Consider the following 23,243-nt stretch of genomic DNA (forward strand, 5'->3'; position numbering starts at 1 on the left):
ACGTCGGCAGATTGCCTGTCGGTCGAGATGTTTTTAGCGATCCGTTGTTGATGACCTTTACTCGATCACCACAAGCTGACCGGTTTTCTCGATCTGGATTTGCGGCCTCTGGTTGTGCAGTTCAACCACGCCTTTGGCGCGGATCGTTTTATTTTTGAAATAGGTTTCAGGAGCTTCCGGCCAGCCGTACAGTGTTCTTTCAAACATGATGAGATAGAACGATTCCCGATCGCGTGAGAAATTAAGGAAACAGACCTTGCCGCTCCGGCGGGTCGTGACGATCCGACCTTCTACGGTGATCTCCTGCCCGACGTGTTTGCTGGCTTCGTACCACGGCACGATCTCCGTGGAAGATGGTGCTGTCGTTGATTTTTCTTCTTCCGCGCTGTCAACCTTCACTGCGGGGAATGGCCGCGTGATGACTTCACCCGGCTCAGGGATCGGGCTGCGGGGCAGTGATCGCTCCGCACGGCTGACAGGCGAGGAACCCACGGTTTTGGCGGGGTCTTCCGCGGATGTCTTTTCAACAGGAGGATCTTCTGCGGGCACGTCCCGGCTGGTGCTGATATCGGGAGCGGGAGGCGAAGTCTGTACGGGCGACGGCAAAACAGGCGGCGTCTGTTTTGCGATAGGCCTGTCGTTGAGCTGCGGCTGCTCCATTCGGTGAGGCAGCATCACCACCAGCACGATCAAGATCCCCATTGCCACCAGCAGGATTCCCGCCAACAGGACGATGATGAGTTTCTGCCTTGCCGCGGCGCGAGAATCAGGCGCTGGTATTGCGGATCGGATTGATGGATTTGGTCGTGATAAGGGGTCAGCCATAGCGAAGCTCGTGAATCGAGTTTACCCACTTCGGTGAACGCCGTGGTACCGCCCTGATAATATGCCCGCGTGGATGAGATTCTCGGCCAGTCGCGGGTCATCGAAGTACTCCAGGCTGCGCTCCAAAGCGGCCGGGTTCACCATGCCTTTATCTTCCACGGCCAGGAAGGCATCGGTAAGCTCACCACGGCCAAAGCGTTCGCCAGAATTCTGCTTTGTCACGATCAGCAGCGCGATCTAAGCGGGCGCATCATCGCGTGCGGAGCGTGTGAGTCCTGCCGCCTGCTGTCGGGCGAGGGCGATGACTCCACCAAGGCACACCCTGATCTGCACATCATCCGAAAAGAATTGGCGATCTATGACAGTGATAAAAAAGTCCGTGACCGGAAGCTGATGAACATTCCCATTGATGTGATCCGCAAGTGGTTTCTCGGCCCGGTTTATCTGGCGTCAAAACTCAAGCACCAGAAGGTGTTCATCATCGACGAAGCAGACATGATGGATCGCCACAGCCAGAACGCGATCCTCAAGACTCTCGAAGAGCCGCCGACAGGAACCTATCTGATTCTCATCAGTGAGAGTAACGAATGGCTGCTGCCGACGATTCGCAGCCGCTGTCAGCACATCTCTTTCCTGCCGCTGCCGGATGAGGTGATACGAAAGTGGATTGACAAGCATGCGCGGGAGCTTCCCGAAGCGTCGAAGGTCTGGCTGCTGGAATTTGCCGGCGGAAGCCTGGGGCGTGTGGAGCTGGCATTGCGGAATAATCTGGCAGCTTGGGCGCAAGCGATCCTGCCGGCCCTTGATGAGGCGTCAAAAGGAAAGTTCGCAGCGAATCTAGGCTCTCTGATGGCGGAAAAGATTGACGATTTCGCCAAAAGATGGGTGGATGAACACGAGAACGCATCCAAGGAAGCTGCGAACAAATTCGCCGCATCGTTGATGTGGGTTCTCATCAGTCAACACGCCAGACGACGTTTGGCGACACTGGCGACCAAACTTGATCCGGATGATCCGGACGCCTGTATGGATCTGCTGTCGCCCTGGATTGGGGTCATCGATTCTCTGAATGCCGCGGAAATGGAGATCGGCACGAACGTCAACCTTGGCATCGCAGCCGATCACCTTGCTTCACGTATTTACCGCGCACTGTCCGGTGAGGCGGTTCTCCTCGACGCCTGAGTCTTACGGATTATGATGGATTCGAAGAAAGCGGCGCCGGCGCATGGGCCAAGTCCTGCATCACGTCTGGCTTCACTTCGGGCTTTACTATCACGTATTTTCGTGGCTGCTGTTTCTGGTGATGATGCTGGTAATTCTTGGCCGTCGTCTCACCACCGCTGAGACGCTGGCGTGGATCGCAATCCTTTATGTCAGGCCGGAAGTCGGCACCCTCTTCTGGCTGATCCTGGGTGATCGCCGGTTGGGGCGGACGCGCGTGCGGTTACATCGACAGGTGATTCAGACGATGCGGACGCTCAGTTGGCGTGATGCGCAGCGGGCGTATGTTACTCGTCCGAGAGTCGAGGCCGATTCGCTGCCGCTGGTGCTCCAGGCCGAGCGCACCACGGGCATGCCGATTGTCGGAGGTAACAGCGTCGATCTGATGCACGACAATGCTGCCATGATCAAGCGTCTGGTTGACGACATCGACCAGGCCGGGTCACACGTCCATCTGCTCTATTACATCTACGAACCTGACGATACTGGGCGGCAAGTTAGCGAAGCGTTGATCCGCGCAGCCAGACGCGGTGTGACCTGTCGGTTACTGGCGGATGCTGTGGGTTCGCGTTTGTTTTTCAAATCGAAACTGCTGCGGTCGCTGACTCAGGCAGGCGTTCATGTCGTACCAATGCTGCCGGTAGATCTCCTGCGACGAGGGTTGGCTCGGATTGATCTGCGCAATCATCGCAAACTGGCGATCATCGATGGCGTCATCGCGTTTACCGGCAGTCAGAACATCGTTGATGATGACTACGGCCGCAGCCGCGCGGGTAATTGGGTGGACCTGTCCGGTCGCTTCACCGGCCCGCTGGTCACCCAACTCCAGACGGTTTTCACAGAGGACTGGGCCTTTGAAACAGACGAGGTGCTCGACGGGTCGGATATTTTGCCGATCCAGCAGATTACGGGAAACGTTGTCGCGCAAGCGGTGCCTACCGGTCCCAGCCATGAGACGGAAGGTTTTCACCGCGTATTGCTATCGGCGATCAACATTGCGCGACATCGCATTATCATCACCAGTCCCTACCTCGTACCCGATGAGCCGACCATGCTGGCACTGGCGATGGCAGCCGATCGTGGGGTGGACATCAGCATCGTCGTGCCTCGGAAAGGCGACCATCGAGTAGTCGCTGCGGTGGGGCGATCTTTTTATCGCGGCCTGATGGAGTCGGGGGTAAAGATGTTCCTCTACTCTCCCGGATTGCTGCATGCCAAGACGGTGACGGTGGACGATACGTTCGCCTTACTAGGCTCGGCCAATCTCGATGTTCGTAGTTTTTATCTCTGTTTTGAGATCAATGTTGTGCTCTACGGTCCGGAGGTCACGCTGCGTCTGCGTGAGGAACAGGAGCAATATCTCTGCGACTCCACCCGGCTCGATCTGGAAACGTGGAAGCGGCGACCGTTTTACAAGACCTATCTGGAAAACACGGCAGGGTTACTGGCACCGTTGTTCTGAAAACAGGACGCAGCAGGGCAAATGTCGCTTTAGCGCGTAAACTTCTCCGTGGTCGATTGAACGATCTGGAACCCAGGAGATTGGCAGTTGTCTTATGAAGTATCGTCTTATTGGTATTGATCTCGACGGCACACTGTTGAACCGTTCAGGCAGGCCGTCACCTGAAAACCTCGCAGCCATACGCGCGGCGCGCGATGCCGGCGCGATCGTTGTACCCTGCACCGGGCGGGCGTGGATCGAGTCGAAGAAGGCTCTGGCGGAACTGGTATCGCTGGAGATCGGCGTCTTTGTCGGCGGGGCGGCAGTGTCGAGCATACAGACCGGCACAATGCTGGATATTTCCACCATCGAACCCTACCTGGCGATGGAACTGGTGCAGTATCTGTGGGACTTACCTGAAGCGGTGCTGGCGTTCAGGGATTTCAACAGTGTCGGGCATGATTATCTGGTTACAGGTGCCGGCTCGCTGAGCGCGAACACCGAGTGGTGGTTTCAAGCCACCAAAGCCCGTGTGCAGTTCCAACGTGATCTCACCCCCGCTGATCTGCACCACACGCTGCGTGTGGGTATTGTCGCCACCGAGTCACGGATGAACGAAGTGACCGCACGGCTGCGTCGTGACTTTGCCGGCCGGATCGTGATGCAGAGTTTTCAGGCGGTGCAGATGCCTGATCCAGCCGAGAGTGTGCATGTGTTGGAGATTTTCGGGTGGGGCGTGGACAAATGGCGAGGCCTGCGCTGGATCGCTGACCAGCACATGATCGGATCTTCAGAGGTTGCAGTGATCGGTGATGAGGTCAACGACCTGGCGATGATGCAGAGTGCCGGCTGCGCCATCGCCATGGGTAACGCCATTGATGCCGTCAAAGCGATCGCGCGACATACCACACGGGATTGCGATCAACATGGCGTCGCCCACGCTCTTGAGCGGTTGATCAAGGGTGAGTGGGGATGAAGTTGATGCGAGTCCGCCGCCGCGGTCGGAGTCCATTACACGCATGCTCGTCAAAGCATGTACGTATCGCGGCTGGCTGGCAGGATCAGTCGATCAATAGCGAGAGCTGAGTTGCTCGTGGTTCTCGTCGCTGCCTTCCATCCAGGTTTGCACGTTCTGCGCACCGTCATGAATATCCTTGCCCACACCCTTGAAAGTGTTGCAGGCGGTGGCGGTCAGAGTCAGCAGCAGTGCGGCGATTGCGAGTAGCATTCGATTCATGGTTATCAGCTCCATCTGTTAACGACAGGGCAGACTATCGGAACAAGCCCTTCATCCACTCGAATTCTTCTTCTCAGCGGTGTGTGATGTTCCGATAATTATTCCTACAATCGCCAGCACGTAGGTGTCGATTCAAAATGCAACCCTCTATGAGTTTTTACAGGCATGCATGAAACCCTTCTCCGTGATCTGGCGTTGGTCATGATTGTGGCCGGTGTGGTCACCGTGGTTTTTCATATGCTCCGCCAGCCCGTTGTGTTGGGCTATATGCTCGCCGGTCTGCTGGTCAGCCCGCATACAAAATGGTTTCCGACGGTCGCCCATGAAGAAGCGGTCAGCGTACTCTCCGAATTGGGTGTGATCCTGCTCTTGTTCAGCCTTGGTATCCACTTCAGTTTTCGACGGTTGTTTTCCGTTGGAGCGACCGCGCTCGTCGCAGCGATATTTGAAATCGTGCTCATGGGCTGGCTGGGTTATGAAATTGGTAAGGCTTTCGGCTGGAAATCGATGGACAGCTTGTTTCTCGGAGCTGTTTTGTCGGTTTCATCGACGACGATCATCGTCAAGGCACTGGCGGATCTGCATTTGAGCCGTCAGTTGTTTGCCGATCTGATTTTCGGCATCCTCATCGTCGAAGACATCCTCGCCATCGCCATCATCGCTTTGCTCTCAGGTGTTGCCACCACCGGAGAATTACAGGTACGCGATGTGGCGGCAACGATGTCACAGCTTACGCTATTTTTCATCTCGGTTGTCGTGGTAGGCCTGCTGGTGGTGCCCTGGTTTATGGACTTTATCGCTCGGTTCCGCAGCCGGGAGATGATGCTGGTTGCTTCGCTGGGTTTATGCTTCGGCGTATCTCTGCTGGCACACAACATGGGTTACAGCGTGGCGCTGGGAGCGTTTCTCATCGGCGCAGTGATCGCGGACAGTCGTCAGCACAAGCAGATCGAGGAACTCGTCGAGCCGGTGCGCGATATGTTCAGTGCGATTTTCTTTGTCGCCGTCGGCATGATGATCAACCCGTCGATGCTGCTCGAGTACACCGTGCCGATTCTGATCATCACCATCGTGGTGATCGTGGGCAAAATCATCGCGTGTTCGCTGGGCACCTTTATCACCGGACACGACGGCCGAACCTCGTTGCGCGTAGGGATGGGAGTATCGCAGATTGGTGAGTTTTCCTTCATCATCGCGCAGTTGGGGGTCGCGCATCGGGTGACCAGCGATTTTCTCTATCCCATCGTGGTGACTGTGTCGGTCATCACTACGCTGACGACGCCGTACCTAATCAAGTATTCCGATACGTTCGTTGTGGGGATCGAGAAGATCACCCCGCAGCCGGTACGGGCGCAATTTGAGCTATACAGCCGGTGGATCGGACGATTCCGCGGCGGGTCACAACTCGATCCGATACGCAAGACCGTTCGCCGCACGTTAATACAGATTGCCGTCAACCTGACGCTGGTCACCTGCCTGTTTGTCATATCACGGTACAGCGTCGGTTGGCTAGTCAGTCATGTTGAAACTCTGCGAGAGCACGAGACAGGGACGAAGACTGCGGTGTGGGTCATCGCCATGCTCTTCGCGATGCCGCTGTTGATTGCGACTTTCCGCAAGTTTCGTGCGATGGCGATGCTCATTGCGGAAATCTCAGTCACCCGCGCCGCTGCGGGTGAGCATACGGCGGTTATCCGTGCGGTCATCACCAACGTGTTGGTAGTCGCGGCGACCCTCGGCCTGGTGCTGCTGCTTATTGCACTCAGCGCGGCGATTCTTCCCCCCTGGCCGGTGATGATCGTGCTGGCGCTCGGGCTGTCAGGTCTGGTTGTGCTGATGTGGAGGCAATTCGTGAAACTCTACGCCAAGGCGCAGGTGGCTTTGCAGGCAACGCTCGAAGAAAAGCCAAGCTCCGGCGAACCCGCATCGGGTCGAGAGTGAACCGTTCTCCCGAGGCGATATGATCTTCCCATGTCTGAAACCCTCCGAATCGCGATCATGCGGCTACCCGGTAACGATGATGTGCCGCTTCCCGACTATCAATCCGAACATGCAGCAGGTATGGACCTGCATGCCGCCGTCGCTGCATCGGGTGTGACGATTCCACCCGGAGCGATCGCGCTGATTCCCTGTGGATTTGCCATGGCGGTACCTGTGGGCTACGAGGCGCAGGTTCGCCCGCGATCCGGTCTTGCCACCAAGCACGGCATCTCGATGCCCAATGCGCCGGGTACCATCGATGCCGACTACCGCGGCCAGGTGCAGGTTCCCCTGATCAACCACGGGAAGGAGCCGTTCGCCGTCACCCGTGGCATGCGGATCGCGCAGATGATCGTCAAACCTGTGCCGCGTGTCACATGGGAAGCCGTGACGGAGCTTCCTGCAACGACACGCGGAGAGGGCGGGTTTGGGCACACGGGGAGATAAGGTTTGAAGGGCACCCTTATTCTCATCCTCGTGCTTCTCACCGGCTGCGCCGCGCGGGAGCGGCATCTCATCTGGCCGCACATGGTGGCCGTCGAGGGTGATAAGGGCCGTTTTCGTGCGGTGACGTTTGATGTGGTCGAAGGCTCGCCCGGTTTTAGCATTCTGCTGCCCGACGAAAAAATCCTGCGATCATCAGACTTTTCAGGTCCATGGCAGGGTGAAAAGGTCATTCTTTATGACAAGGGCTTTGTGCTGCTGACGCTTCGAGATGGTCAGGTGCGGCATGTTGATGTCGAGATTCCGCATTGGCAGCAACCAGCCATCAACGAACCTGAAATAGGCAATGCATCTGCGAGTGTCTTTTATTCCATGCCGATCACCCGCCTTCAGCTTGAGGCCCTCTTTGGTCCGCCGTTGCGCACCGAGACCCACACCAGAGGTCTGATCGTGCGATCCAATCCAGCGCATCCGTGATATCGAACACCGCGATCCGAAGCTCGATTCAGTAGTTTTGGCCTTACAGCCCGCCTCCCGCCGATGTTAACCCACTGGTGCGCGATTCCTGCGTCATTACTGCGGGTCGCACCGTTATTACCGGACCTCCGTAAGTTGGATTTCTCATGGCCAAGAAAAGCAAACCATCCCCTCGTCGTGACATCGGGGCCCATCAACTTGTGCTCTACACCCTCTGGGTCATCCTGGCTGGTTTATGGATCATGCTCGCCGCCGCGCTGGTGAGCTATGATCCAGCGGACGGCCCCGGTCTGGCGATCGCGCCGCATAACGTGCAGCCGAATAACTGGATCGGTCAGGTCGGCGCGATGCTTGCGCATCACGTTTACCTCATGGCTGGTCCGGGAGTTTGGCTGTTCATGGCGGCGTGGCTCATCGGCCTGATTTCCACCGCATGTCGTAAACCCATCACGCAGCCGGTGCTCCGACTCATCGGCATGGTCATCATGGCCGTGATGATCAGCGCGATCATCGGACTGTCCGCGCCGGCGATCAGTGATCGTCCGGAAGGCAGCGGCGGGTTGCTGGGTATCTACATCGCCACCGAACTTTCCCACCGGTTCAACACGCTCGGCACGCTCATCATCCTCGGCCTGATTTTTTGGGTCGGCGCAATCCTGGCGATCGATCAGATCGTGCTGGCGATACCCTCTTACCTTGTGCGCCTCTTCCGTGCGGTACCGAAAGTTTCCATCCCTTCGCCGGTACTTGTGGGCAAGCTTCCGCTGGGCCGGTGGGGTGAACACAACGATCTGGATGCTGAAGATGGCGAGGACACTCATGCCGACACGTTGGTGATTGATGGTCCGGTGGATGAGGATGCCGTCGCGATTCCTGAGGAAAAGGATGAGAAAAAGAAACCGATCCGTCGCAGCGGCAAGCTGCTGGTCAAGGATGAGAAAGCAGACGAAGCTGCACTGATTCCCAGCAACAGCGACTCGGACAGCGATGCTCGTGAGGAGGACGACGCGGACGAGGAAGTCGCTGCGGAAGAAGATAGTGCTGCTGATGACGCTCCGGGTGCTTATGTCGCTGAGAAAGCGTTTGACCCCGAAGCACTCCGCGCCAAAATCAAATCGATGCCGATCAACTTCGCGCCCAAAGCCGCCGCCAAGCCTGCGCCCGCGCGAGAGGTCGATCTGTCGGGTTACCGCTTCCCCGGCCCGGATTTGCTGGTTGAGCCCGAGAGCAGCTTCACTGATGAAATGGAAAAACTCGTCCGCGATCAGGCTGTGCTACTGGAGGAAGCACTTCAGCAGTATCGCATTGAGGGTGAGGTCGTCGGCATCGACTCCGGGCCGGTAATCACTCTTTACGAAGTTCGCCTTGCGGCCGGCACGAAAGTTTCCTCACTCTCAGCGGTTGCGAGCGACCTGGCTCGCGCACTTAAAGCCCACAATGTCCGCATCGTGCCCAACATCGTGGGTAAAGATACGGTCGGCATCGAAGTCCCCAACCAGATCAAGGAGAAAGTACGGCTCAAGGAACTGATGACCGCCAATCAGGAATCCGTCGCACGCATGACGCTTCCCATGTTCCTGGGTAAAGATGCGTCTGGTAATCCGCTGGTTGAGGACCTCGCCAAAATGCCGCACATGCTTATCGCCGGTACCACTGGTTCTGGTAAGAGCGTGTGCATGAACTCCATCATCATGAGCTTCCTGCTCACCAAACGGCCTGATGAGCTCAAGATGGTGCTGGTCGATCCCAAAATGGTGGAGATGTCCATGTTCAAGGACATTCCGCACCTGATGTGTCCGGTTGTCACAGAGATGGGTAAGGCAGCAGCCATCCTTGAGTGGGCTGTGACCAAGATGGATGAGCGCTACGAATTGCTCGCCGAGGCGGGCGTCCGTGACATCAGCAGCTACAACAGCCTCTCATGGGACGAGCTTAAAGAGCGACTCCAGCCGACCAACGAAGAGGAAGAAGCTCGCATCCCCAAGAAGCTCTACTCGATCGTTTTCATCATCGACGAACTGGCCGACTTGATGATGACCAACAAGGAAGTGGAGGGCTTCATCGTCCGTATCGCGCAGAAAGCTCGCGCGGTCGGCCTGCATCTGATCCTCGCCACGCAGCGCCCGCAGGCCAACGTCGTCACCGGCCTCATCAAGTCCAACATGCCTTGCCGCGTGAGCTTCAAGGTCGCGTCCGGCATGGACTCGCGCATCGTGCTTGACCAGAAAGGCGCGGAGTTATTGCTGGGGCAGGGCGACATGCTGGTGCTCACGCCGCGATCCAGCAAGCTCACCCGTGCCCAGGGCACGCTGGTGGATGACATGGAACTGCGCCGCAGCGTCAAGTTCCTCAAGGAAATCGCGGAGCAGAACTTTGAGCCGCAGCTTGTTCAGTTGCGAGCGCCGACTGCCACAGGCGCAACCGAGGATCTGGAAAAGGATCCTCTGCTCGACGAAGCAGTGAAGGTTGTCCTTCAAACCAAACGCGGCAGTGTCTCACTGCTTCAACGCAGACTGACCATCGGCTACTCCCGCGCCAGCCGTCTCATCGAACAGATGGCTGCGATGGGTCTCCTGGGTGAGTACAAAGGCTCGCAGGCGCGTGAAGTCACCATCACGCTTGAGGAATGGGAAGCAATGAAAGCTCAGGCCGAAGCCGACGCCGCTTCGACCTCCGGTGGTATTTCCGACTACGAGAAAAACGGCGGCAAGAACAAAGATTGGGCCAACGACGGCGACGAGGATGACGATGGTGTCCCCGACGAGATGGATGATGAGTTTCGACGTTAAGTTGGGATCACATTCCGAAGCGTGAGCTTTTCCCAAGCTGTAAAAACCTCTACCAGAGCAAGGGTGAATAGCCGCCGCTGGTGCGCGATTCGTTGATCTGCGCATTTCTTGTCACTTTCTCAGTTGTCGGAAGCGGAGACGCGCTGACTCGCACCTAAATCACGAGGATACAGGCGGATTTTCAGAGAAATCTGTACCCGTTATTTCTTTGGAATGGTCGGGGTTGCTCGGATTTTTACGCTTTTCGACACGTTTTCCACCGAGAGATTGCTACCTCGCGACGCCCTAACCCTGCGTTTTTACCCCCGATAACGCGGATTTTTCTTGTTCAGATTAAATTTTGAAGAAATTTGTCGCATTGTGTTGTGTTGTGTGGATGAGTGGGTTAAAATCCCACATATCAAGGACGACCGGTTGGCCACGGATGGCCAATGAGGACTTCATGGCTTGGTCTTTACCGGTACATACGAGCATACGATCGACGCGAAGAATCGCCTGGCTGTACCCTCGGACATCCGGAGTCAGATTCTGGGTGAGGCTGCAAGGAATGGCAAGGGGGGCGACAGCCCGGTCTTCGTTTATATCACGCTCGGGGAGGACCAATCCTTAAACCTCTACACCGAGGCGCGATTTGAGCAGCGGTCGGCGGAGCTGGATCGCAGCGAGCTGCCAGCCGACAAGCTCCTCGAATATGAACAGGTCATGTACAGCCTGACCGCTCGGGTGGAGATCGATCAGCAGGGACGGGTTCGACTTCCCGAACACCTGCTCGAACGCAGCGGACTCAAGTCGGAGGTGACCCTCATCGGCGTGAAGGATCATCTCGAAATCCGTGATCGCAAGCAGTGGCGTGAACGAGTGGAAAAAGTGCTCTCCGAAAATCGCAGCTTGTTGATGAATCCTCGCCGTGCGATGAAGTAGGAAGCAAACTCAAGAGTCGGCTGGATTTTCGAGTGACGCCGCGACAAGCGCGTCAGAAATCACAGAGGCACGCCCGCGAGCGTGCCGCGTTCAAAGGAGCTGCTGAGATTCCCGCACTCGGCGAAGGTTGAACGGACTCATGCCGCACAGCGGCTGGACTGCCGGGATGGAGCAGGCTCACGGATGAGCCGCCTAGGCTCGGTCGCCTGCATCAGTGATCGGACTCCTGCGTGAGACCCGGCCACTGGCGAACCCCAGTCGTGTTGACGGCACCTTCGCTGACTTTTTACAACCCGCCGAGTGCCCACGACCCCCGTGCTCCACACGGGGGTTTTTCTTGAGTCGGATCGTCACCTACCAGCAGATCATCACCTACAACACAAGCGTCCGGTTCAATCACGGTTTTCACAAGAATAATTGACCGCTCCTGAGGAGTGTTGCAAGTGATGATTTCGGCTGTTGTTATGAATTAGCGAAATATGCAGAACCGTCTGTCGTCGCTCTCGTATGAATAAATGAAGTCCGAATCGATGTGTGAGTTATGTGGATGGCTGGATCGATGGATGTGACGCATTGGCGCTTCTTCTTCTCCTCCGCCCCGCTGCCAAGGTACTCCTCTTGTCGGCGGGGTTTTTTATCTCCACCCAAAGTCCTGACTTGAAATCTGTTCATCCTGTACGGCTGGTGAGTCGTGTTGACATCGGCTCCCATCAGGGTTCCTCAATTCGCTATTGTGTTTTCACTTGTCGCGTCCCGCTCTCATCTTCGGGCTGACACTTCAGCCATTCCTTCCCGCAGTCCACCTGCTCGTGGCGATGGTTATCGTGTTTTTTGTGTCGCTGTTTCCCGCAGCTTGTGTCCGCACCATCATCAGAAACTATTTCCGTATCGAGGTTCCCTTCGCAGAGGCGGTACAGTCCGCGGTGCTGCTCCTCGCGGTGCTGCTGGCAGCCATCCTCCTGATGCACAAGACGCTGGGTGTCAGCGCGGTATGGATAGCCGAGCACCTGGGTATGGTGGTCATTGCGCTGGTGCTGCTCAGTGGTCCGGCGGTATTCGGCACGGTCCTTCGCACCCCTGACGGCTCGCCGCTGGGACTCGGACGCGGCGCAGTGGTGACATTTCTGACGACGATCGTCTGTACCGGCATCGTCGCCCTCATCGTCATCGCCTGTCGCATATTCTGATAAATAAGCTGAGATTCAACAGAAACGCAGCGAGAAATTCTGCGCAAAAGATTTTCATTGACGGTCAGATTACCCATGTAAAATGAGTCATGATGTGATTCCGAGCAATCGGCAGGCTCTTTCAACACGGGAGCAACATCATGAAAGCAGTAGGCATCGTTGCGGTGTTGGTGGTCGTAGTGCTCGGTGTGATCTACTGGTCCGGTGGGTTTACCGGAAAATCACCAGAGGAGATCGCCCGCGAGTTTAAGGTCGTGGCTGTCGCTGGAACATCGTGGGAAAAAGTCGCCGATCACATGGAGCCGAAGGAGTTTCAGGCGCTCAGCTCGGTGACGATGTCCACCAACAGCATGACGCCGGGCGTAAGTCAGCCGTACCGTTTCAATCGTGCGGAGTTTGCGCAGAAATACAAAAGCGGCGCGTATAAAGAAGGTTTTATTTTCAACTACTACTTCTCGAATAACGACGCATGGGCAGTGGAGTTTGATGGCTCAGGGTGTGTGGTGGAAGGTCGCCCGCTGCCCGTGTTGAAGGACCTCTTCACGCTGCCGTCATCTCACTGATGTCTGGAAACTCCATCGGTCGATTCATCGTCCGAACGGCAGCCATCACAGATGGAGACGTGAGCTGTGTGCCGTTCAGACTTCCTGCAACTGCATAATTGCCGGCCGCTCAAAGTTCATTTCCGACACGTCATGTCCGTCCGCCTGCGCAACGTAGAGCGAAGGCGGCTCCTGAGCGAGAGGGACAATCGCGCCGGCTGTTTCGTCGTTGGGCAGCAGATTTCGAGGATCGGGGATGATCTGCACCGTGGGGCGGCAGGGTTGTTCGACGCAATGGTCAATCGCCACGGCCCACCGGCCGTCACTGAGCCTGAGCATGGTGCCCGGCGGGAAGGGGGGCACGACCGTCAGCAGCACGCGCACGACTTCGGGATCGAACTTAACGAACATCGTGGGGTTGAGAAACGCCGCCAGTGCCCAGACCGTCGGTTGGCTTGGCAGTCCGGGCGGATTGCGCAGCCGGTCGAACTGCTCCGCGACGCCGACGATCCGGGAAAAGACGTGGATGCGTAGCCCATCGAGCGGACCGACCCCAGAGCCGCCGTATCCTGATCCGTCCCATCGCTGGTGATGATTGAGGACGACGGTCGCAGCACTGGGTTCGATTTTGCCGCGTGTGAGGTTGTAGCCGAGTGTCGGATGCTCGCGCCACTGGGGGTCTGATTCGTCAGCAGTTTTTCGGTAACGGTCGCGGACTTCCATGGGCAGCGCGGTGATGCCGATGTCATGCAGCATCGCGCCGATTCCGAGGTTGATGACTTCCTTGGCGCGTCCCGGATCGATGTGGCGGCGTTGTTTGACGAGATAGCCTTCGAGCTTAAGCCCCATCAGGATGCTCAGGAAGGTGACAGCCGAACTGTGACGCATCAGGTCGTCGTTCCCCGGCTCCGCCAGATCACCCATGAAAAGAGCCGCCTGCGGGTTGCCGACGAGTCCTTCGATGAGTGACTTGATCGATGCGGTGTAGTGTGAAAACGACATCCGTGCCACGGATTGCTTTTGCACATCCTCGAAGGTCGTCGCGATTTTCGAGACCAGATTGCCCTGCGTGGCGATGAGGTCAGGTCGTATCACGTTGGAGAGGTGGGACAGACTCGGATACTGCACCCATAGCTGGCGGATACCCAACTCACGGAGACGCGCGATGGCGTTGGCGGTGAGTTTGTAGCCGACTTTCAGAAGTGTGCGGCGAATGTAGCGGGGATGGCGCACCGGCAGCGCCAGCGACATTCCCGGCGCGGCGTGTTCGAGCTCAACGCGAAGCATGGGCGCGGTCCTCCCCCTGTGAATTTCGACGGTTTTAATGGGGGAGTTGAGTAGTCACGGACAGCAGTGACACTCAGAACCCATCTGAACCGGAGAGTTGTCGAGAAAGCACCCGCTATCCGCAAGATCGCGTGTGACACGATTGATCCCGCGATCTTTCATGATGCAGAAGGATTCTGAATGGGAATCAGGCGCGGCGTTTGACGATGACAGCCGTCAAATCGTCCAACTGTTTGGCTCCGTTGGCGAACGACCGCACTTCAGTGAGCAGGGCCTGCAAAAGCGATTGGGCATCTTCATCGCGGCAGCGGTCCACTACTGCGCCGATTCGATCCTTGCCTAACTGCTGACCGGCTTCGTTCTGATATTCGTAAAACCCATCCGTCAACAGCACCAGCGCATCGCCGCGCTCCAGATCGAACGGCTGCACCGCGTCGATCGGCATGTCCGCCATGATTCCCAGCGGCAGAGTCGATGCGTCAAGCCATTCACAACGTCTCTGGGTCGCGTGGTAGTGCAACAGTGGTCCCTGTCCCGCGGAGTGATAGGTGACGCGGTGATTCACCGGGTCGAGCACGCCGAAAAACGCGGTGACGAAGCGGCTGCCGTCGAGGTCATCACAGACCTGACGATTGATGTGTAGGAGCAGATCATCAAGGCTGGCATTGGTTCGCACCGCGACGCGCATCATGGCGCGGACCTGTGTGACGGAGATCGCCGGGCCGACTCCGTGACCGGTCGCGTCAGCCATGAGCATCATGATCGGCGGGTTATCGTCTTCCCGGCAGGTCAGGATGTCGTAGATATCTCCGCCGGTCTCTTCCGCGGGCTGGCTGAATCCCGCCAGGTCATAGCCTTCGACTTTCGGCAGCTCACGAGGCAGAACATTCATCTGAATCTGTCGCGCCAGTGCCAGGTCACGCTGGAGCTTGAGCTTTTCCAGCCGGTCTTCCATGAGTCTGGCCCGCTGGATCGCCACAGCCGCCTGTCCCGCGAGTGCTTCACTCATCCGCTCGTCGCCGACATCGAAGGACTCTTTGTTGGAGTTGAGCAGTTGCAAGACTCCGACCAGTTCATCTTCGAGGCCCATCAGCGGCACGGTGATGAGGCAGCGCGTGCGGTAGCCGGTGTCGCGGTCGAATTGCGGATTGAATCGCGGGTCGGCGTAGCAATCGGGGACGTTGACAATCGCGCGGGTGCGCGCACACTCGCCGGCAATACCTTTGTCGATGCTGAAGCGCAGTCCTTTAACCCCGTGGGCGACGTAGGTGAAAAGCTCCCGCGTCTTATCGTCGTACAGAAAGACGGTGGCGCGATCCGCATGAAGCACCTCGCGTGCAGTATCGATCACCCGTTGCAGAAGCGTTTGCAGGTTGTCGGGGGCCGCCAGATGGCGCGACAACTCCAGAAGCCGCAGAACGGCCGCGGTTTCGAGCTGGTCGCTGATATCCTCCGGGGCGGACATAGATAACCAGTATGGCTTCTATCCGACCCCGTGGTCAAAGTATTTCTCTTGAAATAGCCGTGATTTATCTGTTTTCGGTCCGTTCGTGCGGGCTGACGGGGCGATGCTGCCCGCTGACTTTTGCAGCCATCGGCGGACCGGGGAGATTCGGAAACCGTTAGTAACTGTGAATTTACTGTCGCTAACAAGATTTCCATAGAGTTTATTCAGAGTACCGGATACATTTTTGTTATCTGGACATTTCAAGTCGGTCGAGGCAACAGGAGAAAGCACGTGATGAGAACGCAAACCATGCAGTCATTCTGGATCAAGAGTGCTCTGGCGGCGATGTCCCTCGTGTCAACGATGACTTTGTGCAGCACGACCGAAGCGGCAGTGCTGTTGTCATCATCCACCTACACGCAGGACTTCGACGGTCTGCCCAGTCACACGGGCACGGGCACCGACTTCACCTGGACCGATGACTCGACGTTGACCGGATGGTATGCCGAGAACAGCGCAGCCAGCACAACCTTCCGCGCAGATGACGGCGCGATCTCTGCCGGCAATATTTACAGCTTCGGCTCCGTCAGCTCCACCGAGCGGGCACTGGGCGGCTTTGGCGGCACGCACACGTGGGGCGCGCGTTTCCAAAACGGCACCGGTGCAGCCATCACCGGTATGTCTCTCGAATACACTGGTGAGCAGTGGCGCGATAACGGCAACACTACCGCGCAATCCATCACCTTTGAGTACATCATTACTGACTCGCTGGTCGCCATCGACTCAGCCGGCTGGACTGCCGTTTCCGCGCTGGATTTCACCGGCCCGCAGCACAGCGGCTCGACGACTGCGCTGGATGGCAACCTTGCTGCCAATCAAGCATCCGTATCCGGTTCGATTAACTCGATCAGCATTCCGAATAACAGCTATTTCTGGATCCGCTGGACGGATGTGAATCACACGAGCACCGATCACGCGCTGGCGATTGATGACCTGACGCTGATGGTTCCAGAGCCGTCCTCGATGGTGCTGTTTGTCGGAGCGGTTCTGGCGTTCGGCACTCGCCGTCGGGTGTGAGCACCTACGGACAGAGCGTGACAGGTGCCTGATCTAAACGAGGACGCATGCGCCACCGCATCTCTCACATCGGATTCACGCTCATCGAGTTATTGGTTGTCATCAGTATCATCGCGCTGCTGATAGCGATCCTGCTGCCGGTGCTTGGCTCGGCGAGAGCGACGGCACGCACGGTTCTGTGTTCCTCCAACATGAAGTCCGTGGTCCTGGCGACCCATAACTACCTCACGGATAACAAGCACTTTTATCCCCGGCCGGCGATGGGCAGCACCGGGTCGCTGACCCCCACGCAGCGCGGCAGTGCTCTCTGGTTTAACGCGATTGACTACTACCTGGAGCAGACGATCAAGAATTACACTTCATCGGGGCCTTCCGCGGCGACGGAACGCAATTATGTTCAATACAAGCAGGATCCCGTGTGGAAAGACGAGGTCATCATCAATTCCGCCAACGGGCAGTCGGGGAATCAGACCTTCAAGATGAACGATGCGTTGTATGACGACGCCGGCGGACGTTATTTCACCCATGAGTCGGAAATCAAACGCAGCCAGCCGCTGGTGCTCTATGTCGATGGAAAGGCACAGGATAATTCCGCCATCGGTGCGGCACAGGCGCAGCAGTTCGATGCATCACCCGGTGATGTGGGACTGCGTCACGCTTCCAATCAACGCGGCGCATTCAGCGGCGGTGCCAATGTCGGTTTCTCCGACGGCGCCGTCCGCACGATTACCCAGAAAATCAACTACGCACTGGTGACGCCTGGATGGTTTACCGACTCGGCTACGAATCGCGCTAACGGTAATCAGGTGTTGGCGTGGATTCTCGCCCTGCCTTGAAATCGGCAGAATGCGTCAAGCTGGGTTCACTTCATCTCGCGGAAGCCGGAACGCATTGGGTTTTACAGAAACTGCCAATCTCCCGTTCGCACCGTGTAAATCCAGAGCAGCGCGTTGGTGATGCCGTGTGCCCAGATGACCGGGCCAAGTCCTTTGCGTGCGGTGGCAGCGACCAGCAGGCAGTAAGCGATGCCGCAGACCACGACGCCTGCATAGTCGCGCGGATGATGACTGATGAGAAACACCAGCGTCGATGCCGCCACGCCGAAAACCGAGAGCGCTCCCAACGGCGTCTGCTCAAACTCACGACCGAAATGGGTAGTGGGCAGGTGGCTGATACGCTGGCCGTACTTCGTCTCGCTGAACCATTCGCCGATCACCGGCACATCCTCAAACATCTGGAGCAGGCCGATCATCGTCCGTTTGCCGCTGTGCAGACTGCGCAACATCAGCGAGCGGATGAAAAGCTCCTCGAACAGCGGCACCAGCAAGGACATGCCGACGAGCCGCATGTAAAGCGCGATCGTTCCCGCGCGATCACCCATTTCCTGTTGAAATGACTTGGCGGTCGGGTCGTGGTACGGCACGAGCCGTTGCGGATCACTCCAACCTGCAAAGAGATCGCTGGTCATCTTCCCCAGTCCGTCGAAGCGAACCTTATCGAAGTTGGCGATCCACATGCCCAGCCAGACCCAGGCGACAAAGACGAAAATGCCCACCGGGACGGCCAGCCAGTGAAACTTAACCGTTACCTCCGGCGTGAGCCTGCGGTAACGCCAGAGCAGTGCCGCCACCAGCGCGCACTGGATGCCGTAGCCGATCGGATACGACCACGGCCAGTTATCCCGCGCCAGGCCGACGATCATGAGTCCGAGGATGTAAACGAAAAACGGCGTGACTCGTGGATGCCAGCAATGCGCAGCCATCGTCGCGTCGAGCCGTTCGAGCGGACCGGCCCCTGAAGGCGCAGCGGCGGTTCGGCGTGGCTCATCGGTGGGCGGTGGGGTCAAGTGTTTGCTCGGCTCACGGGTCGGTCAGCATCTTAATCATCGGTTATTCGGTCAGTGGCGTTTTCATCATGCGGATAAGCCATCATGAAAAGGGCGACCTCGCTCCGTGGTTTACCATGCTTATATGGCGATTCATCCGGCTTCGATTGATCCTGAAAAACTGCTGGAGCAGTGCGACGTGACGCGCGGTCGCGCTTCTGGTCCCGGCGGACAGCATCGTAATAAGGTGGAGACCGCTGTCACCCTTATCCATCGACCGACGCAGGTCGTCGGTTACGCGGCGGAGCGGCGCAGTCAGGCGGAAAATCTCCGAGTGGCGTTGAAGCGTCTTCGCCTCAATCTGGCGGTTGAGGTGCGTTTTCCGGTCGATCCGTTTGAGCCTGCCAGCGCCTTGTGGAAGTCTCGGTTGCAGAAGGGTCGTGTGATCGTCAGCGTGAGTCATGCGGATTTTCCAGCCATTCTCGCCGAGGCGATGGACATGCTGGCGGCGAGCAAGTGGGATATCTCCGCCGCCTCTGCCGCATTGGGTTGCACGCCGTCACAGCTGGTGAAATTACTCAAGGATGAGCCGCGGGCAATCCGCCGGCTCAATGAGGAGCGACAGCGTGCGGGATTGCGGATCATGAAATGAACAGGCGAAGTCAGTTGCCGCCCTGAGAGATGCGGGTGGATATTCGCTATCATCCCGCTTTCTTAAAAGGATCAATCCATGCCCATCAAACTTGGAATCATCGGAGCCGGAGCCATTGGTCAGTCGCATGCGCAAACCGCAAAGCGGGTCGGAGTGGACATCGCATGTATCGCGGATGTAAACGAACAGGCAGCGCGTGCGTTGGCGTCATCCGTCGGCGTCAGTGCGATCACGTCAAAGCCTGACGAACTCCTAGCAAGGCCGGATGTGAATGCGGTCATCATCGGCGTGCCCAATAAGTTTCACAAAGAGATTGCCGTCGCTGCGCTGAAGGCGGGCAAGGATGTGCTCCTCGAAAAGCCGATGGCCATGAATATCGCCGAGTGCGACGAGATCAACGCCGCCGCTCGTGCGAACAACCGCATTGTGCAGATCGGATTTGTGAATCGCTTCGCTCCCGTGGCGCAGTCAGCACGGAAGTTCATTGATTCGGGTGATCTGGGCAAGCTCTATCACGCCAAGGCGAATATCTATCGCCGTCGCGGTATTCCCGGTCTGGGCGGGTGGTTCACCACCAAAGCTCTTTCCGGCGGCGGGCCGCTTATCGACCTGGGTGTTCACATCATCGACCTGGCGATGTACCTGATGGACTTCCCGAAAGTCACGCGCGTCAGCGGCAAGGTGTACGCCAACTTCGGTTCACGCATGAAAAATTACACCTACGAATACATGTGGGCCGGCCCGCCGCGACTCGACGGAAAGTTTGACGTCGAAGATTCCGCCCACGCGCTGGTACGCTTCGAGGGCGGAATGACGCTGGAGGTGAATGCCGCCTGGGCCGGTAATTTCCCCGAAGGCAGCATGAGTAACCTCATGGGCTTCTTTGGTGAAACGGGAGGCATGACGTTTCAGCTTGGCGCGACCGATCTGAAAATCGCCACCGAGAAGAATGGCCACAACGTGGACATCGTCCCGAAACTCCGTGACGCGGTAGCCACCGATGAACAACTCCGCGCCTTTGTCCGGAGTGTCGATACTCGGGAGATTCCTCACGCCAGCGGTGAGCGCGGCCGCGTCGTGCAGTCGATCATTGATGCGATCTACGAGTCAAGCCGACTGGACCGCGAAGTAGAAGTCGGATAGTTCCCGATGACTCTACCCGTGCTCACGACATGCTACGCGCAAGCGGCAGCGTGATCGGTTTACTATCCTGCGCTCAGGCAGCGGGCTGCGGTTCCATCGCCTCCACCTTCAGCTTGCCGTCCTCCGCTGTGACGCGCACCAGCGCGCCGTCGCTCACCTTGCCCGCGAGGATGGAGCGGCCGATCTTCGTTTCCAGTTCATGTTGCAGGTACCGCTTGAGCGGTCGGGCGCCGTACACCGGGTCGTAACCGGCTTCGGCGACGAGATCTTTGGCGGCGTCGGTCAGTTCCAGCTTGATGTTGCGGTCGGCGAGTCGGCGACGGATGTCGTCCAATTGAAGGTCAACGATCCGCTTGATCTCCGGCAGCGTCAACGGCTTGAACAGCACGATGTCGTCGATGCGGTTGAGAAACTCCGGACGGAAGTGCTGCCGCAACGCGCTCATCACGCTGTTCCGTGCCTGATCGCCGATCTTCCCGCCGGTCAGCGTATCTTCGAGCAGATACTGAGAGCCGATATTGCTCGTCATGATGATGACGCAGTTTTTGAAACTCACCGTCCTGCCCTGCGCGTCAGTCACCCGGCCGTCATCGAGAATCTGCAACAGCACGTTGAAAACGTCGTGGTGTGCCTTCTCGATTTCGTCAAAGAGCACGACGCTGTACGGCTTGCGGCGCACCGCTTCGGTGAGCTGGCCGCCTTCCTCGTAGCCGACGTAGCCCGGAGGCGCGCCGATGAGACGCGACACCGTGTGCTTTTCCATGTACTCGGACATATCAATGCGGACGATATTTTCCTCGCTATCAAAGAGCGTGTGCGCCAAAGCGCGGGCCAGCTCGGTCTTGCCGACGCCGGTAGGCCCCAGAAAGATGAACGAACCGATCGGCCGCTTGGGATCCTTGATCCCCGCACGGGCGCGGATCACTGCGTCGGCGACGAGCTGTACCGCTTCATCCTGGCCGATCACGCGCTCGTGGAGAATCTCATCGAGTTTCAGCAGTTTTTCCCGCTCACCTTCGACCAGACGGGTGACGGGAATTCCCGTCCACTTGGAAACGATCGACGCGATTTCCTCGTCCGTCACCTCCTCACGGAGCAATCGTGATTCGGTGCGCGGCTTGGATGAAGTGCCCGCATCCTTGCGATGCCCCGCGGAATCATGCGGAGTCGCATTCAGGGCTGCGAGCTGTTTCTGAAGCTCCGGCAGGCGGCCGTATTCCAGCTCTGCCGCCTTCTGCGGGTCGTAGCTGCGCGGGTTTTTGTGCGTCTCAATCTGCTGACGAACCTTTTCGATCTCTTCGCGGAGTTGCTGCACCTTACCCAGCGCACCTTTTTCGTTTTCCCACTGCGCCCGCATGGTGTCGGCCTTGGCCTTCACTTCGGCCTTTTCTTTTTGAATCGCGCTGAGCCTCTGGCGGCTCGGCTCGTCCTTCTCCTTTTTCAGTGCTGCTTCCTCAATCTCCAGTTGCATGACGCGGCGCGTCGCTTCATCAAGCTCCGCGGGCATCGAGTCAATTTCGGTGCGGATCATCGCGCACGCCTCGTCAACGAGGTCGATTGCCTTGTCAGGCAGGAAGCGATCGGTGATGTAACGGTTGGAGAGCACCGCAGCTGCCACCAGCGCGTTGTCCTGAATGCGCACGCCGTGGTGAACCTCGAATCGCTCGCGCAACCCGCGCAGGATCGAGATCGTGTCTTCCACGGTCGGCGGATCGACGACTACCGGCTGGAATCGCCTCTCCAGTGCGGCATCCTTTTCAATGTGCTGGCGGTATTCATCCAGCGTCGTCGCACCGATGCAATGCAGTTCTCCGCGGGCGAGCATGGGTTTGAGCATGTTGCCCGCATCCATCGCCCCCTCAGCTTTGCCCGCACCGACGATCGTGTGCAGCTCGTCGATGAACAGAATGATCCGACCCTCAGCTGACTTCACTTCATTGAGCACAGCCTTGAGCCGTTCTTCAAACTCACCGCGGTATTTCGCGCCGGCGACCAGTGAACCCATGTCCAGCGCGAAAATCGTTTTTTCCTTTAATCCTTCGGGCACGTCGCCGCGCACGATCCGCTGCGCCAGTCCTTCGACGATCGCGGTCTTGCCGACGCCCGGCTCGCCGATGAGCACGGGGTTGTTTTTCGTTTTACGGGAGAGCACACGGATGACGCGGCGGATTTCCGAGTCGCGGCCGATGACAGGGTCCATCTTCCCGTCACGCGCGACTTTCACGAGATCACGGCCATAGCGTTCAAGGGCTTCGTAAGTCGCTTCGGGGTTGGCGGATTGCACCCGCTGATTGCCCCGGACCTGTGTCATGGCAGCGAGGAAGGTTTCGTAATTGATGCCGAGGGTGCGGAGGATGCGCGCAGCCGCGGATTTATTCGACGGCTTGAGAATCGCCATAACCACATGCTCGACCGAGACGTACTCATCACGCAGTTTTTTGGCTTCGGCTTCGGCGTCCACGAGAACCTGCTGGACATCCTGCGTCACCGCGATGCCGCCCTGCGCTCCGGGTCCGGTCACGCTCGGTCGCCGCTCCAGCTCACGCTGAAGCTCGGCGATTACCACGTCGGCGGGGCGCTCCATTTTCGTCAGCAGCCGGGGCACGAGTCCGCCTTCCTGACGACACAACGCCAGCAGCAGATGCTCGGTATCGACAGCCTGGTGGCCGTGTTTCACCGCGATCGCCTGCGCGTCGTGAAGAGCTTCCTGTGTTTTCTGCGTTAATCGGTTCGGGTCCATGCGTCTGC

20 protein-coding genes are annotated in these 23,243 nt (G+C 57.9%); 14 read left to right on the plus strand and 6 right to left on the minus strand.

Annotated features, from left to right (window positions below; all coding sequences use genetic code 11):
• Positions 1-57 precede the first annotated feature (57 nt).
• Positions 58-825, minus strand: a complete 768-nt coding sequence (locus tag IT444_13425) for a hypothetical protein (protein MCC7193769.1) — start codon at positions 823-825, stop codon at positions 58-60.
• Positions 826-894: 69 nt separating this feature from the next.
• Here IT444_13425 and IT444_13430 point away from each other — a divergent pair, with 69 nt between their 5' ends.
• From IT444_13430 to IT444_13440, 3 genes are all read left to right on the plus strand, one after another.
• Entirely contained in the window at positions 895-2,007 is a 1,113-nt protein-coding gene (locus IT444_13430) for a DNA polymerase III subunit (protein ID MCC7193770.1), read from the plus strand.
• A 43-nt stretch (positions 2,008-2,050) separates the two neighbouring features.
• The gene (cls, locus tag IT444_13435) at positions 2,051-3,508 is read left to right on the plus strand and encodes a cardiolipin synthase (protein ID MCC7193771.1); all 1,458 of its coding nucleotides are present in this window, start codon (positions 2,051-2,053) and stop codon (positions 3,506-3,508) included.
• Between the two features lie 94 nt (positions 3,509-3,602).
• Positions 3,603-4,463, plus strand: a complete 861-nt coding sequence (locus IT444_13440; GenBank protein ID MCC7193772.1) for an HAD-IIB family hydrolase — start codon at positions 3,603-3,605, stop codon at positions 4,461-4,463.
• Positions 4,464-4,556: 93 nt separating this feature from the next.
• Here IT444_13440 and IT444_13445 read toward each other — a convergent pair whose 3' ends face one another.
• On the minus strand, positions 4,557-4,724 hold the full coding sequence (locus IT444_13445; GenBank protein ID MCC7193773.1) for a hypothetical protein: 168 nt from the start codon (positions 4,722-4,724) through the stop codon (positions 4,557-4,559).
• Positions 4,725-4,889: 165 nt separating this feature from the next.
• Between IT444_13445 and IT444_13450 the strand changes: the two genes are divergently transcribed.
• The 7 genes from IT444_13450 (at position 4,890) to IT444_13480 (ending at position 13,085) form a co-directional block, all read left to right on the plus strand.
• Positions 4,890-6,665, plus strand: coding sequence for a cation:proton antiporter (locus IT444_13450; protein MCC7193774.1), 1,776 nt, complete (start codon positions 4,890-4,892; stop codon positions 6,663-6,665).
• 30 nt (positions 6,666-6,695) lie between these two features.
• The gene (gene dut, locus IT444_13455) at positions 6,696-7,151 is read left to right on the plus strand and encodes a dUTP diphosphatase (GenBank protein ID MCC7193775.1); all 456 of its coding nucleotides are present in this window, start codon (positions 6,696-6,698) and stop codon (positions 7,149-7,151) included.
• A 3-nt stretch (positions 7,152-7,154) separates the two neighbouring features.
• On the plus strand, positions 7,155-7,625 hold the full coding sequence (locus IT444_13460) for a hypothetical protein (protein ID MCC7193776.1): 471 nt from the start codon (positions 7,155-7,157) through the stop codon (positions 7,623-7,625).
• A 146-nt stretch (positions 7,626-7,771) separates the two neighbouring features.
• The gene (locus IT444_13465) at positions 7,772-10,414 is read left to right on the plus strand and encodes a DNA translocase FtsK (protein ID MCC7193777.1); all 2,643 of its coding nucleotides are present in this window, start codon (positions 7,772-7,774) and stop codon (positions 10,412-10,414) included.
• Positions 10,415-10,861: 447 nt separating this feature from the next.
• Entirely contained in the window at positions 10,862-11,335 is a 474-nt protein-coding gene (locus tag IT444_13470; protein ID MCC7193778.1) for a hypothetical protein, read from the plus strand.
• Between the two features lie 743 nt (positions 11,336-12,078).
• Positions 12,079-12,522, plus strand: a complete 444-nt coding sequence (locus tag IT444_13475) for a hypothetical protein (GenBank protein MCC7193779.1) — start codon at positions 12,079-12,081, stop codon at positions 12,520-12,522.
• Between the two features lie 140 nt (positions 12,523-12,662).
• Positions 12,663-13,085, plus strand: coding sequence for a hypothetical protein (locus IT444_13480; GenBank protein ID MCC7193780.1), 423 nt, complete (start codon positions 12,663-12,665; stop codon positions 13,083-13,085).
• Positions 13,086-13,160: 75 nt separating this feature from the next.
• Here the strand turns inward: IT444_13480 and IT444_13485 are convergent, their stop codons facing one another.
• Both IT444_13485 and IT444_13490 read right to left on the minus strand, forming a co-directional pair.
• Positions 13,161-14,351, minus strand: coding sequence for an HD domain-containing protein (locus IT444_13485; GenBank protein ID MCC7193781.1), 1,191 nt, complete (start codon positions 14,349-14,351; stop codon positions 13,161-13,163).
• Positions 14,352-14,538: 187 nt separating this feature from the next.
• A complete protein-coding gene (locus IT444_13490) occupies positions 14,539-15,816 on the minus strand; it encodes a SpoIIE family protein phosphatase (protein ID MCC7193782.1) in 1,278 nt (425 codons plus the stop codon).
• A 276-nt stretch (positions 15,817-16,092) separates the two neighbouring features.
• Between IT444_13490 and IT444_13495 the strand changes: the two genes are divergently transcribed.
• Complete coding sequence (locus IT444_13495; protein MCC7193783.1) at positions 16,093-16,875, plus strand: PEP-CTERM sorting domain-containing protein; 783 nt, start codon at positions 16,093-16,095, stop codon at positions 16,873-16,875.
• 47 nt (positions 16,876-16,922) lie between these two features.
• Positions 16,923-17,711, plus strand: a complete 789-nt coding sequence (locus IT444_13500; protein ID MCC7193784.1) for a DUF1559 domain-containing protein — start codon at positions 16,923-16,925, stop codon at positions 17,709-17,711.
• 62 nt (positions 17,712-17,773) lie between these two features.
• On the opposite strand, the gene IT444_13505 is transcribed toward IT444_13500, so the two are convergent.
• Positions 17,774-18,721 (minus strand): CPBP family intramembrane metalloprotease, encoded by a 948-nt coding sequence (locus tag IT444_13505; GenBank protein MCC7193785.1) that lies wholly within the window; start codon positions 18,719-18,721, stop codon positions 17,774-17,776.
• A 124-nt stretch (positions 18,722-18,845) separates the two neighbouring features.
• Here IT444_13505 and IT444_13510 point away from each other — a divergent pair, with 124 nt between their 5' ends.
• Both IT444_13510 and IT444_13515 read left to right on the plus strand, forming a co-directional pair.
• Positions 18,846-19,352 carry a hypothetical protein gene (locus IT444_13510; protein MCC7193786.1) on the plus strand — a complete coding sequence of 169 codons (507 nt, stop codon included), beginning with the start codon at positions 18,846-18,848 and terminating at the stop codon, positions 19,350-19,352.
• A gap of 78 nt (positions 19,353-19,430) precedes the next feature.
• Complete coding sequence (locus tag IT444_13515) at positions 19,431-20,495, plus strand: Gfo/Idh/MocA family oxidoreductase (GenBank protein ID MCC7193787.1); 1,065 nt, start codon at positions 19,431-19,433, stop codon at positions 20,493-20,495.
• Positions 20,496-20,568: 73 nt separating this feature from the next.
• Here the strand turns inward: IT444_13515 and clpB are convergent, their stop codons facing one another.
• Positions 20,569-23,235 carry an ATP-dependent chaperone ClpB gene (clpB, locus tag IT444_13520; protein MCC7193788.1) on the minus strand — a complete coding sequence of 889 codons (2,667 nt, stop codon included), beginning with the start codon at positions 23,233-23,235 and terminating at the stop codon, positions 20,569-20,571.
• Positions 23,236-23,243 lie beyond the last annotated feature (8 nt).

Source organism: Phycisphaeraceae bacterium (assembly GCA_020851465.1).
Lineage (GTDB): Bacteria > Planctomycetota > Phycisphaerae > Phycisphaerales > Phycisphaeraceae > JADZCR01.

Bases quoted from the DNA above. Each gene is read 5' to 3' on its own strand.
- IT444_13425 (MCC7193769.1), bottom strand. From the start codon at position 825: ATGGCTGACCCCTTATCACGACCAAATCCATCAATCCGATCCGCAATA.
- cls (MCC7193771.1), top strand. From the start codon at position 2,051: ATGGGCCAAGTCCTGCATCACGTCTGGCTTCACTTCGGGCTTTACTAT.
- IT444_13440 (MCC7193772.1), top strand. From the start codon at position 3,603: ATGAAGTATCGTCTTATTGGTATTGATCTCGACGGCACACTGTTGAAC.
- IT444_13445 (MCC7193773.1), bottom strand. From the start codon at position 4,724: ATGAATCGAATGCTACTCGCAATCGCCGCACTGCTGCTGACTCTGACC.
- IT444_13450 (MCC7193774.1), top strand. From the start codon at position 4,890: ATGCATGAAACCCTTCTCCGTGATCTGGCGTTGGTCATGATTGTGGCC.
- dut (MCC7193775.1), top strand. From the start codon at position 6,696: ATGTCTGAAACCCTCCGAATCGCGATCATGCGGCTACCCGGTAACGAT.
- IT444_13465 (MCC7193777.1), top strand. From the start codon at position 7,772: ATGGCCAAGAAAAGCAAACCATCCCCTCGTCGTGACATCGGGGCCCAT.
- IT444_13480 (MCC7193780.1), top strand. From the start codon at position 12,663: ATGAAAGCAGTAGGCATCGTTGCGGTGTTGGTGGTCGTAGTGCTCGGT.
- IT444_13485 (MCC7193781.1), bottom strand. From the start codon at position 14,351: ATGCTTCGCGTTGAGCTCGAACACGCCGCGCCGGGAATGTCGCTGGCG.
- IT444_13490 (MCC7193782.1), bottom strand. From the start codon at position 15,816: ATGTCCGCCCCGGAGGATATCAGCGACCAGCTCGAAACCGCGGCCGTT.
- IT444_13495 (MCC7193783.1), top strand. From the start codon at position 16,093: ATGAGAACGCAAACCATGCAGTCATTCTGGATCAAGAGTGCTCTGGCG.
- IT444_13500 (MCC7193784.1), top strand. From the start codon at position 16,923: ATGCGCCACCGCATCTCTCACATCGGATTCACGCTCATCGAGTTATTG.
- IT444_13510 (MCC7193786.1), top strand. From the start codon at position 18,846: ATGGCGATTCATCCGGCTTCGATTGATCCTGAAAAACTGCTGGAGCAG.
- IT444_13515 (MCC7193787.1), top strand. From the start codon at position 19,431: ATGCCCATCAAACTTGGAATCATCGGAGCCGGAGCCATTGGTCAGTCG.
- clpB (MCC7193788.1), bottom strand. From the start codon at position 23,235: ATGGACCCGAACCGATTAACGCAGAAAACACAGGAAGCTCTTCACGAC.